Genomic DNA, 12,706 nt, shown 5'->3' on the forward strand with positions numbered 1-12,706 from the left:
CCGCGTCGACGAGGGTGCCTGGGCCGCTTGGGGCTGGCGACGGCGTGATGTCAGTGGTGGCGCCTAGGCTGGATGAGGCAAGTGTGTTGCGCCGTCAGCTCCCTTTCTCTGATGCGGTCCGGGGGCGGTCGGCCCGTTCGAATCCGAGGACAACCATGCAGCTCGCCGACCATTTCAATGAGTTCCTGCGCACCACGGTGAACCTGGGCCAAGTCAAGCTCGACCTTCTCGACACCAGGGTGGAGGCGATCTACCGGGCGTTGAAGGCGGACGAGGAAATCGGCTCGCTAGTCCTGGGCAAGATTCCGCAGGGCTCATGGGCTCATCGCACGATCATCGACCCGGTCGGCGGGACGGAATTCGATGCTGACGTGATGCTGCTGATGGCCGAGAACCCGGACTGGTCACAGAGCCCCAAGACGTATATCGAGGAGGTGTATGCGGCCCTGCACCGGCACAGCATCTACAAGAACATGCCGCACTCGCGTAAGTGCCGATGTGTGCGGCTGGTCTACAGCAACTCCATGCACGTGGACATCGTTCCCTATGTGGTGCTGGTCGACGGGCGAGAGGTCATCGTCAACCGCGACGAGGACACCTGGGAGAACACCAACTCGCAGGGCTTCACCACTTGGATGCGTACTCAGGACCAGATCGCGCAGGGGAATCTGCGCAAGGTCATCCGGTTGATGAAGTTCCTGCGCGACCACAAGGGATCGTTCACCGGGACGCGGTCGGTGATCCTGACGACGCTGCTCGGCAACCAAGTTCATGCCTACAAGAAGTTCTCCGATCCGGGCTACTACCGTGACGTGCCCACTACGCTCTTGCACATCGTCGCTGACCTGGACACCTATCTGCAGGCCAACGAGATCAAGCCCTCGGTCGCCGATCCCTCAGGGTCTGGGCTGACCTTCGATCATCGTTGGGAGCAGAACACGTACTCCTACTTCCGCGACCGCATCCACAAGCACGCCGCCGAGATCCACAACGCTTACTACGCCGAGGACAAAGACACGAGCCTACGGCTGTGGCAGGACCTTTTCGGCCCCGAGTTCAAGGCCCCGGTTGCAGCAACCAGCGGCTCCAAGTTCCCCGTGGCTGCCACTACGGCCACCGCTGTCGCGCGGCCTGGTCGCGCCGGGTGAGCGGCGGCAAGAACCGACCCGCACCGACGGATTGGCAGAAAAAGGCCCTGGCCGAGCTGCGCGAGGCCGCAGCCGAACAGCCGGACGTGCTGCGTCTGATGGGAGTTCCAACCCGCGGCCAGAACGGTGAGCTCAGGGTGACGCTGCGGCTTCACACCGGGCCTTTGGCCACTGCTGACGGCGGCTTGGTTCTGCAGGAGCACGAGGAGTTCGTCCTGACCCTGCCGGCCTCACCGCTGTCCGCAACCACCGTCGAAGTCGAGCACTGGAGGTTCGCTGGCTACCCGCATGTCCTCCAGGGGCGCCGACTGTGCATCTTCCTGGATCCCGCCCGCGAGTGGGATCCGCTGCGCGGGGGCATGCGGGCGTATCTAAACCGGCTGTGGTCCTGGCTGAGCCACGCGGCAGCGGGCCAGTTCAACGCATCAAAGGCGATGTACCACGCCGTCGGCGGAGTGCTTCACCAAACGCACGGAACCCCGACGCTGGTCGTACGCATTCCCGGCCCCGACCAGCGAATCCAGACTGGCTACCTGATCGCGCGTACCGAGCACCGCATGGACCTGGCCTACAGTCCGCCCCCGGAAGGCGGGGCCGTACGGGTGCCCGTAATCACCATTGCGGGCGCGCTGCCGCTCGGCGGCGGCTCCACCTTTGCCGAGCTGCTGGCCTACGTGGACAACCCTCCGTTCGATCGACAGCGGAGAAGCTCACCGCAGGCGGTCGCCCAGTCTCCGGCGATACTGACCACGCTCGCGGCCAGTGCGGCGCGCAACCCCGATGGCTCGCCGCAGTACCTGATCCTGGCGGTCCCACACCCAGCGGGCGGCCCGCCCCATCTCTTGGGTGCACGTCTTCCCGCGCCCGCGGCGGATGCGCTGCGGCAAATGGCCCACGAGCAGGGTTCCGCGCTGAACATCGACGCCTCCCGGATCCGCTCGGACCTACTGATCGAATGGTGCCCTGTGTCCGATGAACGACCCACCGTGACCACACGTCGCGATGACGGAAGCCTCATCGGAGGCTTCTTGGGGAAACACGTGCATGTCTGGGGCTGCGGCGGCCTTGGCTCCTGGATCGCCGAGTTCGTCGTCCGCGCCGGCGCCTCACAGGTGACGGTGTGCGACCCCGGAACAGTCACCGGCGGACTGCTGGTCCGGCAGAACTACGTCGAGGCTGACGTTGGAGCCTCCAAAGCCCAAGCTCTGGCCCGACGGCTGCGAGCAGTGGATGACAATGTCGCGGTCCACGTCCACGACGGCGTACTGCCCGATGCTGCAGCTCTGGCGGGCGCCGAAGTCATTATCGACGCGACCGTGAGCATTGCCATGGGCCACATCCTGGAGCGCTTCGCGACTAGTGGGGGACCCCACCCGGTCCTGGCCCAGGTAGCCACCGACACCCGCACCGGCACCCTGGGCTTACTGAGCGTCTCCGCGCCCACCACCGCACAGGGTCCCAGCGGCATCGACACTGCCGCCGGGAAGATCGTACTGGCCGACCCCGCTCTGGAGCTTTACCACCGCCTGTGGCAGGACACCCCGGACGGCGACGAACTTGTGCCGACCCGCGGCTGTTCGATGCCCACCTTCCACGGGTCATCGGCCGACCTGGCTGCTGTCGCCGGAACACTGACGTCCTTCCTGGGGATGCACCTGATTACTCCCGGCTCGGGCACACATCTGATCGCGCTCCCTCACGCAGCCGGATCGCCCCATCACCATTTCCTGGCCCACGACCCGACACCGACCACGCCCTGACCCACCCCACGTGCACAGGAGGTTGCGCAGTCGCCAAGGCGAACGGGAACGCAGTAACTGGCTATCGGATCGCCGGCGAGTGCCAGTGTCAGGGAATCTCCAAAGCTCGTCGATATCCGCTCGGCGTGCGGTCGTAGAGCACCAGCGCCGGGTGCACCTGGCGGTCGCGTACCCGCCCCAGGCTTACCCCGGCGGAGAGCGGCACCGCGAACAACACGTGCAGGCGCCGCACCTGCTTCGCACTCGCCTCCAGATCCGCGAACAGCGACCGCAGTACCTCCTGGAAATGGGTCAAGGAAACGCGATTGCGCAGCACGTCCGGCGCGGCGGCAACACCAACAGGGCTGATGCGGTACCGGCGCAGTCCGGCGAGCTGGTGTGGGACTTCCTCGGGCTGGATCGTGCCTGAGATGTTCAGCACGAGCACCGCCTCATGCCCGGGCGGCTGGTCAACGTCGAGGTGGACCGCGAAGCCGACCACAGGCGCTGCCGAAGGCCACGACCAGGACTCGTCCTCGCGGTGACGCTGATAGACGTCGGTGGGCACGGTGTCGTCCAGACGGGATCCGAGGTAGACAAGCAGCGGCAGCCGGGCGAAGGCAAAAACACTCAAGTGCGCAACTTTGTCACGGGCGATACCGCGGTTGAGCTGGTTGTCGATGACCTCGTCGATGACGGCGGTGGCTGCCCGGTAGTAGGGCGAGCCTCCAGTCTCCTCATCGGGGATGTCACGCAGATCGATCGTCATCTCACCGGCCACGTGGCGCAGGTCGATCTCCACGCCGTGCCGCTCATAGGACTCCAGGAATAGCGGGAATCGGTCCCCGGAGGTGATCACCGCGGTAGCAGCGGTCTGGCGGGTCAGCTCGACTTCCTGGCCACGCACCCGGCCCACCATCCGCAGCACCGTGGTCGCCCGGTCGTCGGCCAGCCCGGTGACGTGCTTGATGCGGTCCTCGTGAGCGCGTTTGAGCGCACGCAGCCGTTCCACGGTGAAAACGTCCAGGGTGCCGGAAGCGTCGATCTCGTCGTGCTCGTCGGCACAAACCAGCATCAAGTTGTCGGCGGTGTCGCGCTCCACCAGGTCGTGTTCACCGCGCGGGGAGCCTGCGGTCTGTTGCTGACCGACGATGTGTGCGAGCTCGCCCTGCCGGACGGTGCGGTCCGTCATCCCACCATCGAGCAGATACCTGTTGCAGATCGCGCACCGGCCACCACTACGCACCCACACCTCCAAGCGCACAGGCGCTGGGATGGCCCGTCTCCCGCCGCCCTGCCCGGTGGCCTTCCTCGCCATACGTTGCCTCCCGTCTCGGAGCGCGCCTGCCGGAACCATTGTGCGTTCCCGTCCACCCGTCACTGATGCCAAGTGCCGCCAGGCATTCGACGACACTGCGGCGCTCTGCGACGCGCTCGTCGACACCCTGAGTTTGGCTAACAACCTCCGGATCCTCCAGCCAGCCCTTGATTCCAACACCCCCTTCACAGAACACTCGTTCGACGTGAAGGATGGGGGCGATCGCGTGTCAGTTCGGCACGTCGCTCGTTAGGCAGCGCAGTCGAAGCGCCGGGTGGGAAAGCGCTGATGACCAGTGTCCACCCGCTACGGGAGGGGACCCATGGGCGATCGCAGCACAATCGAGTGGACCGAGGCGACGTGGAATCCCACCACAGGATGCGACCGGATCTCCCCCGGGTGTGACAACTGCTACGCATTGACGTTATCCAGGCGCCTCAAGGCCATGGGTGTTGCCAAGTACCAGGCTGACGGAGATCCGAGGACATCAGGCCCGGGCTTCGGCCTCACCCCTCACCCAGACGCATTGACCATTCCCCGTCAGTGGAAGGCCCCACGGATGGTCTTCGTCAACTCCATGAGCGACCTCTTCCACGCCAAGGTCCCCCTTGACTTCGTCCGGCAGGTCTTCCAGGTGATTGCCGAGACTCCCCAGCACACGTATCAGCTACTGACCAAGAGAGCCCGCAGGCTGCGGCGTGTGGCCGGCGACCTCGACTGGCCTTCCAACCTGTGGATGGGCGTGTCCGTCGAAGATGCTGATCATCTGGATCGTGTCGACGACCTTCGACAGGTTCCCGCTGCCGTGCGCTTCCTGTCCTGTGAGCCGCTGCTCGGTCCCCTTACCGGTCTGCACCTGGACGGCATCGGCTGGGTTATTGCCGGCGGGGAGTCCGGGCCCCACCATCGGCCCGTGGCGGAGGAGTGGCTGGTGGACATCCGCGACGCCTGCAACGACGCCGAAGTGCCCTTCTTCTTCAAGCAATGGGGTGGCCGCAGCCCGAAGTCGGGGGGCCGCGAACTCGACGGAGCGACCTGGGACGAGATGCCGCCCCGACTGCCTGTAGCAGCCCATTAACGGCCAAACTCCAGCAGACGCCGTACGCACTCTGGTGTCATATGGCAACGGTGTGTGACCCTCTCCCCAGCGGGGCCGACGGGAGTAGGGGGACCGATCGTGGCCGTACCGAAGGATGCCGTGTGGGAACGCGATCCGCACACGGCGGCCAAACATGACTTACTGAAGCGGTACTTGGAAGACTGGGCGCCGATTCTGCTGTCACGGCTCGACGTGATCAGTTACGCCGAAGGCTTCGCGGGTGCCGGCGTCTACAAACAGGGCGAGCCCGGCTCCCCGGTTATCGCTTACGAAGTCTTCGCCGAGGCTCTGCGCAGGTTCCCGAAACGCATGCGCGTGATCCTCATGGAGGAGGACGCCCGGCGCGTCGAGGAGTTACAGCGCCAGATGGAGCTCGTCCGTTCCCGGCAGACGGACGACATCACCAAACGAATAGCGGTGGACATCCGTCACGGAGATTTCCACCCGGCCCTCCTGCAGAAGCTGCGTGGCATCGGAGCACTGGGGAAACCCCTCTTCGTCCTGCTGGACAGCTTCGGCGGACCTGACATCCCCTTCTCGCTCCTCCAGGAGCTGGGGTGCCATCCCCGCACCGAAGTGATGGTGACCTTCGAACCCAGCTTCCTCACCCGATTCGCCGAGAAGCACGATGGCCACCGCCAACTCGGCGACGAAGCGTTCGGAAGCCAGGAGTGGCAGGGCGTCTTCCAGCAGCCGCCCTCAGGCAAGTTCACCTTCCTGCGCGAGCAATATCGGAACACGCTGCACCAGGCAGGGTTCACGCACACGCTGTACTTCGAGATGGTCGACGAGGGCGGCAGGATGCTCTACCTGATCTTCGGCACCCGGCACGAACTGGGGCTGGAGAAGATGAAGGACGCCATGTGGAAGGTGGACCCTTCCTATGGCGTCCGCTACCGCGACCCGAGGGACACCCAACAGCAGATGCTTGAGCTCGTATTCGAACCGGATACGGCTCCGCTGCGACGGATCCTGCACGACTTCATCTCCGAAACGCCCGACGGGCGAACCATCCCAGAGCTCAAGCGATACGCCCTCTTGGAAACCGTCTACCGGCCCGCCCAAGTGATCGAGGCTGTCCGGCAGCTGCGTGAGGCGGGAGCCGTGACGACGGAACCTCGTGCGATCAACGCCAAGACACGAGTGAGCCTGGCGACGGCGCCGCCCACTACCCGTCCGTCTGCCGAGCAAGGCGCTCTCTGGTGAGAGGCCGCGAGGGCACATCCAGGGCACATGAGCCTGGGAAACGGCGTTGACCCGCGAGAACTACCGAGAGGAGTTTTCCCAGGTCAACGCACATTCCCCTGCGAAACCCCAGGTCAGCGCCCTCCCACCCTCAATCGCTGCACGAGTGGCAGGACTTCAGCCATCGGTTGCATGAGGCGGGGCATCAGCCTTATTGCCTGGTTTGGCCCTGAGCTGGGGTTTTGGCGGGTTCGGGCGGGGCTTTCGGGTCCCGCTCTTGCTAGTGCCTGAGAGGGCCACCAGGCGGCCAGGGCAGAGCGACCTCGACCGACGCGAACTCCTTCATGTGGGCCTGACGGTTGCCCGACAACCGATGACAGGCCAAGCGCGCCAAGGGCAATCGGGGCCTCCCAGGTCGCCCACATCATCCACGGCGCCCGGGGCGTGGGGCCGCAGCGGCTTTCTCACGGTGGCCTTCGTCGCCCACGAGTGGTCCGGCGAGCCGGGGTTGACGCGGAGTCCATCCCGCGGGGTTCCTGGCGACCACCGCCGGCGTTCTTCACCGCTACTGAACTGCTGGAAAGTAGGGGAACGCGGCCTCTACCGATACAAGCGGCAGCAGACGCCCCCATGAGCTGCAGCCGGGGACGCGCGTCCGGACTCACGCCACGTCGTGCCGGGTGGCGATACCGGTCACGGTGACCTCGACGGTGACCCGCTCCACGGCATCGAGGGCGGCGAAGTGGGAGATGACGGCGGCTCCCACCCGGTCGTGGACGTTCCGGGCGACGTCCAGCGCCCGTCGCCCCTCGGCCAGGACGCAACGCACCTCGATGTGCCATCCCGAACCGTCCGGCGCCCGGCCCGCACGGATGCCCGCCTCGGGCGATGTGCGGTGCTGCGCGGCGCCCGTCCGGGTGGGCGCGGCGGCTGCCGCGAGGCGATGGGAGAGACGGGGGTGCAGGCCCGCCACGCCGGGAACCGCGAGGGCCGCCTCGGCCGCGATGCCGAAGAGCGTGGCCGGGTGGATGGCGGTCATCGCACACCGCCGCCGGTCGGGAGGCCGGGACCGGGGGGCGGCTCCGGTTCCAGGACGTCGACCACGGTGATGTCGACGGCCGTCACGGCAAGACCCAGGTCCTGTCCGGCCGAGTGGAGGACCGATCGCCGCACCTGGTGGACCCGGTCGGGCAGCGGGCGGTCGAGAGCGGCGGCCAGTGTCATGGTCACCCGCACGTCGGTGCCTTCGCCCACGGTTACGAACCGGCAGGTCGCGGCCCTGGCACCGGGGACCGTGTCCGCGGCCTGCCGGAGTACCTTCGCCGCGGCGCTCTCGGCGATTCGCAACGGCCGGTCCGGGTCGGCCAGGGGCAGCAGCCGCCCAAGCCGTACCTCTGCCCTGACGACGTTCATGACGCGGTCGACGAGTGCGTACAGGCCGGGAGCGCCCTCGGCACGCAACGCGCGGGTGGCCGCGTTCACGGCGGCCAGTCCCTCGACGGCCTCGCGGCAGTGCGGGCAGGTGACGGTGTGCGGGTCCGTGGCCGGGGCCGCGTCGCGTGCCTGTTCCCAGACCCGGCTGAGCAGCCGGCCGCACGGGAGCACCTCATCGCCCTCGAACGGGGGCCCGTCGGCTTCGCACGGTTCGCAGGGCCGCGCGTGCGGGTCGTCTAGCGCCATGGGCCCATCGCCTCCTGGAGGGATCGGCGTGCCCTGAACAGTCTGCCGCGCACGGTCGGCTCATTGGTCCGTGTCACGTGGGCTATCTCCTTGTAGGAAAGGCCCTGCACCTCCCGCAGGATCCAGCAGAGCCGCTGCCCGGCGTCCAGATCGCCGAGCGCACGGGACAGCGCGGCGGTGGCCGCGTCCTGCTCGGCGGACCGGGCGGGCTGGCTCCAGGCGTCTCCCGCCGCGGGCTCGGCGACTGCGTCCAACGAGAGGGACGGCGGCCGGCGACGGCGCATGGTCAGGCAGCGGTTGACGGTGATCCGGTACATCCAGGTACGGAACTCCGCGCTGTGGCGGTATTCCGGCAACCGGCGCCAGGCGCTGACGAAGGCGTCCTGGACGGCGTCCTCGGCGTCCTGGGGGTTGCCGAGCATGCAGCGGGCCAGGGCAAGGAGGGGGCGGCCGTGCCGTTGGACGAGAACGGCGAAGGAGTCCTCGTCCCCTTCGGCCGCCCGTACGGCCAGCAGACCGTCCGGCAGGTCGCGTCCCGTCAGGTCGCGGCCCGGCGATGGGGAAACAGCGCTTTCGATCATGGCGCCCCCGCACAAGGCTCGGACCGTCCGCGTACCCGACCGGTTTCATGTGATGCACGTCACATGTAATGAGCGTGAGGATTGCGATGCCCGATATGTCCAACCTTTCGAAGGGCGCCGCACCGGTGTCCGAGCGACCGATCGAGGCGACGGCCATGACGGACAACATCACCAGCGTCGGCGGGGGCAACCGGTCCGAGGCGGGCGTCAGCGCGCTCAAGGGCCGCACCGGGGCCGGGGCTCCGGCCGAGACACGGGGGAAGACCACCATTGCGGACGGCGTGGTGGCGAAGATCGCGGGCATGGCCGCCCGCGAGGTGGAGGGCATCTACAGCCTGGGAGCGGGGATGGCCCGCGCCATCGGTGCCATGCGGGAACGCGTCCCCGGGGGCGGAGGCGGAGCCGTCACGCGAGGAGTGAAGGTCGAGGTCGGCGAGCGTCAGGCCGCGGTGGACCTGGACGTCGTCGTCGAGTACGGCGTCTCCATCGTCGACGTGGCCGGCGGCGTGCGCACCAATGTGATCAGCGCCGTGGAGCGGATGACGGGCTTGGAGGTCGTCGAGGTGAACATCGCCGTCGACGACGTCCATCTGCCCGACGAGGAGCAAGAGGCCGAACCGGACGAGGGCCGCGTGAGGTGATCCGCCGCCGCGCCCCGCACGGGCGCGGGAGATCGCGCGCACGGCGACGTACCTGCGCGAGACGGGTGAGTGCATGATGAACGCAGCAACCACGGGCGTCGCGGCCGGCATGGCCCTGGGCTTCGCCGGTTACTTCGGCGGCTTCTGGGCCTTCCTGCTGGTTCTGGTCCTGGGTGCGGCGGGGCTGATCGTCGGCCTCGTCGTGCAGGGCGACCTCGACCTCCGGACCCGGAGGCAGCGGTGAAGACCCGGCCCGGTTCCCCCGGCGAGGCGCCGGGCCCACCGTCGCCGGCCGCCGGCCTGCCGCCCCCGGCCGAGCGGGGCGCCACCGTCATCCCGGACAGGGTGGTCGCCCGTATCGCCACCCAGGCCGCGCGCACGGCGCAGTCGCGGCGCGCCGCCGTACCGCCCGACCGCGGCGGACCGGCGACGCCGAGTGCCTCCGCCGCCGTCCGTACCGGATCGGTGCGCCTGCATCTGACCATGGACCTGCCCTACCCCACCGACATCCCCCATGTCTGCGAGCGGATCCGGCAGGACGTCGCCGAACGGGTCGCCCAGCTGACCGGCTTGCGGGTGGGAGAGGTCCTCCTCACGGTACGGCGGCTGGTGACCGCCGCCGGCGGGAGCCGGGGGCGGGTCCAGTGAGCGGCCACACGGACCGGGTCGCCGGGCACGCCGTGGAGGAGGGGCGATCGCGATGACCCCCGATCCCGGACCTCCGGACCGCAGCTCCGCGTCGTCCGCGCACCGTGGCGCCGTGCCGCTGACGAAGGACCCCGATCCGCCGGAACGCGCCGTGCCCACCTCGGACCTCCCACCCGGTGAGCCCGGCGGAGGGCACCGAGCCCACCGCACGTGGTCCGCGCGTCGCATCACGGCGGCGCTGGTCGCCGCGGTGATCCTCGTGGTCACGGTCGCGGCGCTGGTCGACGTCATCGCCGTACGGGCGGGACGTCCGGCGGCGTCCTGGCGACGGCATCTGGCCGACGAGCTGGCCACCCGCCCCGTGGACGACGTGTGGATGCTGACGGGAGCCGCCGTGGCCGCCGCCGTCGGTGTCTGGCTGATGGTCCTGGCCCTCACTCCCGGTCAGCGCCGCTGGCTGCCGCTGCGCTCCCCCGCCGGCTGCCCCGGAGTGCGGGCCTTTCTGGACCGCGACGGGGCCGCCGTGCTGCTGCGTGACGCCGCCATGCGGGTCCCCGGAGTCGGCTCGGCGCGCGTCCTGGTGGGCCGCCACCGCATCCGAGCCCGCGCGGACGTCCGCTTCCGCGACCCCCGGCAGGTGAAGGACGACCTCACCGCCGTCCTCGACGAGGAACGCGACCGGTTGGCCCTCGCCCGTCCCCCCCGCATCGTCGTACGCCTGCGGCGACGCACCGACTGACCGAGAACCCGCAGCACCGGAGCCCGCACCATGACGCCGCGATCCGTACTCAACCGCAGTCTGCTGGCCCTCGCCGGACTGGTTCTGCTCGGCGGCGGGCTGCTGATCCTCTTCCCCGGACTCGACCTCTACCGGCGACACGATCTGGTCCCGCCCGCGGGCTGGCCCCTGATCACCCCGGACGACGTCCTGCTCGGCTCCGCCGACCGGGCCCGCTGGAGCAGCCAGGGCTGGTGGTGGCCCGCGGTCATCGCCGCCCTCGTCGTCTCCGCCCTGCTCGCCCTGTGGTGGCTGCTCACCCAGCTGAGCCGACACCGCCCCGGCTCACTGCCCGTCGGCGGCACACCCCCGCAGGAGGGCGTCGACCTTCGCGACCGTGCGCTCAGCGACGCGATCGCGACCGAAGCCGGCGCCCTGCCGGGGGTCGGCCAGGCGACCGTACGCATCACCGGCCGACCTGCCCACCACCGCACCCGCGTCAGGCTCACCCTCACCCCCGAGGGCACGCCCGGCGCCGCTCTCGGTGCCCTCTGCGAAGGTCCGCTCCGCACCGCACGTCGGTCCACCGGCCTCCCCGACATGCCCACCGAGGTCCGCCTACACGTCGTCCGCCACAAGCCGCACCGCGTGGAGTGAGGAAGTGACCGACCGTTCCCGTGTTCAACGCCGACTCGGCCGCAGGTGGGCCGGCGCTCGTCGTAGACCCCGCCGAGGGCGTTCGGTCGGGGCGGCGCGTCCCCGGATTGACCGGCCGGTACCGCCTATGGCCGGCACCGCCGCGATCGGGGCGATTGCGCATCCGCCGGCCCGGCCGACACCGCCTGCGCGCTGCCGCCGGCCCGGCGGCCCGGCCTCACTTCAGGTGGCGGCCGAAGAACCGGTTCCCGTCCTCCACCTCGAACCACGGGGTCCCGGTGTGCCCGCCCGGATTGGCGTGCAGCGTCTTCTCCTTGCTGCCGAAGGCGTCGAACAGGTCCAGGGCCCGCTGCCGGGGGTTCCCTTCGTCGTCCCACTGCAGCAGGAACAGCAGCGGAATGGTGACCTGCCGGGCCTCCTCGCGCTGGGCGCGGGGCACGTAGCCCCCGGCGAAGAGGCCGGCGGCAGCGATGCGCGGCTCGACCACCGCCAGCCGAATGCCGACGGCGGTCCACCCCGAGTACCCGACCGGGCCGCCGATCCCGGGCAGCGAAAGGAGGGCGTCCAGGGTGGTCCGCCATTCCGGGACCGCCTTTTCGACCAGCGGGCCGATGAAGGACTCGAAGATCTCATCGACCGGCTCGCCGGCCTGCATCGCCCGGCGGAGGTCGGCGCGAGCCTGCTCGTCGGCGGCGGAACGGGGCCGGTCGCCGCACCCGGCTGCGTCGATGGTGGCCACCGCGTAGCCGTACGCCGCGGCTTGCCGGGCCCGGGCCACCAGCCGCGATTCCCCCTTGGGCAGGCCGTTGTTGTGGGCCATCAGGATCAGCGGGGCCGGTTCGGATCCAGGCGTCCACAAGGTGCCGGGGATCTCGCCGAGGGTGAATTCGCGCTCGAGGACGCCGTCGTCGAGGCGCCGTTCGGAAGTGAATCGCATGGTCGTGCCTTTCGGGAGTGCGCTTGGACGGCGCTCCCGGACGACCTATCGCCCGACCGCGACCCCGGAGGGGAGCACCCACGTCGATACGTTCACGGGTACCACCTCCTCGTCTCTGGCACGGCCTCCGGAAAGCTAGCAGCGGTCGCCGTGGTCCGCCAACAGGTTTCTGCGGAGGCTCCGGGGCCCACCGCGAAGGCGGTCACGCTCGGCCGGAAGTTCCAACGGAATCACAGCCGTTCGCATGACAGGTGCACAGAACCCGCAGGCTCCAACCACACAGCCCGGGAAGCCGCCGGTGGTCCGTTCTCGCTGCGCACCGCAGCCCTCCGGCCCGCCGACGGGCGGTGGAGGA

At 69.0% G+C, this 12,706-nt stretch carries 14 protein-coding genes; 9 read left to right on the forward strand and 5 right to left on the reverse strand.

All coding sequences use genetic code 11. The features are described from left to right. Positions 1 to 155: 155 nt before the first annotated feature. Positions 156 to 1,148, forward strand: coding sequence for a cyclic GMP-AMP synthase DncV-like nucleotidyltransferase (locus AB0L59_RS08295; protein ID WP_365580754.1), 993 nt, complete (start codon positions 156 to 158; stop codon positions 1,146 to 1,148). Then, complete coding sequence (locus tag AB0L59_RS08300) at positions 1,145 to 2,908, forward strand: ThiF family adenylyltransferase (RefSeq protein WP_365580757.1); 1,764 nt, start codon at positions 1,145 to 1,147, stop codon at positions 2,906 to 2,908. The genes AB0L59_RS08295 and AB0L59_RS08300 overlap by 4 nt, the downstream gene beginning before the upstream one ends. 88 nt (positions 2,909 to 2,996) lie before the next feature. On the opposite strand, the gene AB0L59_RS08305 is transcribed toward AB0L59_RS08300, so the two are convergent. Beyond that, on the reverse strand, positions 2,997 to 4,079 hold the full coding sequence (locus tag AB0L59_RS08305) for an SAVED domain-containing protein (protein WP_365580760.1): 1,083 nt from the start codon (positions 4,077 to 4,079) through the stop codon (positions 2,997 to 2,999). Between the two features lie 448 nt (positions 4,080 to 4,527). Between AB0L59_RS08305 and AB0L59_RS08310 the strand changes: the two genes are divergently transcribed. Together AB0L59_RS08310 and AB0L59_RS08315 are read left to right on the forward strand one after the other, a co-directional pair. Then, on the forward strand, positions 4,528 to 5,283 hold the full coding sequence (locus AB0L59_RS08310) for a phage Gp37/Gp68 family protein (RefSeq protein WP_360240066.1): 756 nt from the start codon (positions 4,528 to 4,530) through the stop codon (positions 5,281 to 5,283). A gap of 99 nt (positions 5,284 to 5,382) precedes the next feature. Continuing rightward, a complete protein-coding gene (locus AB0L59_RS08315; RefSeq protein WP_365580763.1) occupies positions 5,383 to 6,510 on the forward strand; it encodes a three-Cys-motif partner protein TcmP in 1,128 nt (375 codons plus the stop codon). A gap of 640 nt (positions 6,511 to 7,150) precedes the next feature. Here the strand turns inward: AB0L59_RS08315 and AB0L59_RS08320 are convergent. The 3 genes from AB0L59_RS08320 to AB0L59_RS08330 are packed head-to-tail and all read right to left on the reverse strand — an operon-like array spanning position 7,151 to position 8,750. After that, positions 7,151 to 7,528: a hypothetical protein gene (locus AB0L59_RS08320; RefSeq protein WP_365580765.1), complete on the reverse strand. Its 378-nt coding sequence runs from the start codon at positions 7,526 to 7,528 to the stop codon at positions 7,151 to 7,153. Then, positions 7,525 to 8,169: a hypothetical protein gene (locus AB0L59_RS08325; RefSeq protein ID WP_365580768.1), complete on the reverse strand. Its 645-nt coding sequence runs from the start codon at positions 8,167 to 8,169 to the stop codon at positions 7,525 to 7,527. Before AB0L59_RS08325 ends, AB0L59_RS08320 begins: the two co-directional genes overlap by 4 nt. Continuing rightward, entirely contained in the window at positions 8,160 to 8,750 is a 591-nt protein-coding gene (locus tag AB0L59_RS08330; RefSeq protein WP_365580770.1) for an RNA polymerase sigma factor, read from the reverse strand. Before AB0L59_RS08330 ends, AB0L59_RS08325 begins: the two co-directional genes overlap by 10 nt. Before the next feature lie 155 nt (positions 8,751 to 8,905). Here AB0L59_RS08330 and AB0L59_RS08335 point away from each other — a divergent pair, with 155 nt between their 5' ends. From AB0L59_RS08335 to AB0L59_RS08355, 5 genes are all read left to right on the forward strand, one after another. Beyond that, positions 8,906 to 9,391: an Asp23/Gls24 family envelope stress response protein gene (locus AB0L59_RS08335; RefSeq protein WP_365580973.1), complete on the forward strand. Its 486-nt coding sequence runs from the start codon at positions 8,906 to 8,908 to the stop codon at positions 9,389 to 9,391. 73 nt (positions 9,392 to 9,464) lie between these two features. Beyond that, complete coding sequence (locus AB0L59_RS08340; protein WP_365580976.1) at positions 9,465 to 9,635, forward strand: hypothetical protein; 171 nt, start codon at positions 9,465 to 9,467, stop codon at positions 9,633 to 9,635. Further along, positions 9,632 to 10,039, forward strand: coding sequence for an Asp23/Gls24 family envelope stress response protein (locus tag AB0L59_RS08345; protein ID WP_365580773.1), 408 nt, complete (start codon positions 9,632 to 9,634; stop codon positions 10,037 to 10,039). Before AB0L59_RS08340 ends, AB0L59_RS08345 begins: the two co-directional genes overlap by 4 nt. Before the next feature lie 52 nt (positions 10,040 to 10,091). Then, complete coding sequence (locus tag AB0L59_RS08350) at positions 10,092 to 10,778, forward strand: DUF6286 domain-containing protein (protein WP_365580775.1); 687 nt, start codon at positions 10,092 to 10,094, stop codon at positions 10,776 to 10,778. A gap of 30 nt (positions 10,779 to 10,808) precedes the next feature. Further along, on the forward strand, positions 10,809 to 11,414 hold the full coding sequence (locus tag AB0L59_RS08355) for an alkaline shock response membrane anchor protein AmaP (RefSeq protein ID WP_365580777.1): 606 nt from the start codon (positions 10,809 to 10,811) through the stop codon (positions 11,412 to 11,414). 217 nt (positions 11,415 to 11,631) lie between these two features. Here AB0L59_RS08355 and AB0L59_RS08360 read toward each other — a convergent pair whose 3' ends face one another. Next, positions 11,632 to 12,351 carry an alpha/beta hydrolase gene (locus tag AB0L59_RS08360; RefSeq protein ID WP_365580779.1) on the reverse strand — a complete coding sequence of 240 codons (720 nt, stop codon included), beginning with the start codon at positions 12,349 to 12,351 and terminating at the stop codon, positions 11,632 to 11,634. Between the last annotated feature and the right edge of the window lie 355 nt (positions 12,352 to 12,706).

The sequence above is a fragment of the Streptomyces sp. NPDC052109 genome, from assembly GCF_040680195.1.
Classification (GTDB): Bacteria; Actinomycetota; Actinomycetes; order Streptomycetales; family Streptomycetaceae; genus Streptomyces.

What these genes read in the sequence shown, in the direction of transcription:
- AB0L59_RS08330 (WP_365580770.1), bottom strand. Translation starts at nt 8,750, where the DNA reads ATGATCGAAAGCGCTGTTTCCCCATCGCCGGGCCGCGACCTGACGGGA.
- AB0L59_RS08350 (WP_365580775.1), top strand. Translation starts at nt 10,092, where the DNA reads ATGACCCCCGATCCCGGACCTCCGGACCGCAGCTCCGCGTCGTCCGCG.
- AB0L59_RS08325 (WP_365580768.1), bottom strand. Translation starts at nt 8,169, where the DNA reads ATGGCGCTAGACGACCCGCACGCGCGGCCCTGCGAACCGTGCGAAGCC.
- AB0L59_RS08360 (WP_365580779.1), bottom strand. Translation starts at nt 12,351, where the DNA reads ATGCGATTCACTTCCGAACGGCGCCTCGACGACGGCGTCCTCGAGCGC.
- AB0L59_RS08305 (WP_365580760.1), bottom strand. Translation starts at nt 4,079, where the DNA reads ATGACGGACCGCACCGTCCGGCAGGGCGAGCTCGCACACATCGTCGGT.
- AB0L59_RS08310 (WP_360240066.1), top strand. Translation starts at nt 4,528, where the DNA reads ATGGGCGATCGCAGCACAATCGAGTGGACCGAGGCGACGTGGAATCCC.
- AB0L59_RS08335 (WP_365580973.1), top strand. Translation starts at nt 8,906, where the DNA reads ATGACGGACAACATCACCAGCGTCGGCGGGGGCAACCGGTCCGAGGCG.
- AB0L59_RS08340 (WP_365580976.1), top strand. Translation starts at nt 9,465, where the DNA reads ATGATGAACGCAGCAACCACGGGCGTCGCGGCCGGCATGGCCCTGGGC.
- AB0L59_RS08320 (WP_365580765.1), bottom strand. Translation starts at nt 7,528, where the DNA reads ATGACCGCCATCCACCCGGCCACGCTCTTCGGCATCGCGGCCGAGGCG.
- AB0L59_RS08355 (WP_365580777.1), top strand. Translation starts at nt 10,809, where the DNA reads ATGACGCCGCGATCCGTACTCAACCGCAGTCTGCTGGCCCTCGCCGGA.
- AB0L59_RS08295 (WP_365580754.1), top strand. Translation starts at nt 156, where the DNA reads ATGCAGCTCGCCGACCATTTCAATGAGTTCCTGCGCACCACGGTGAAC.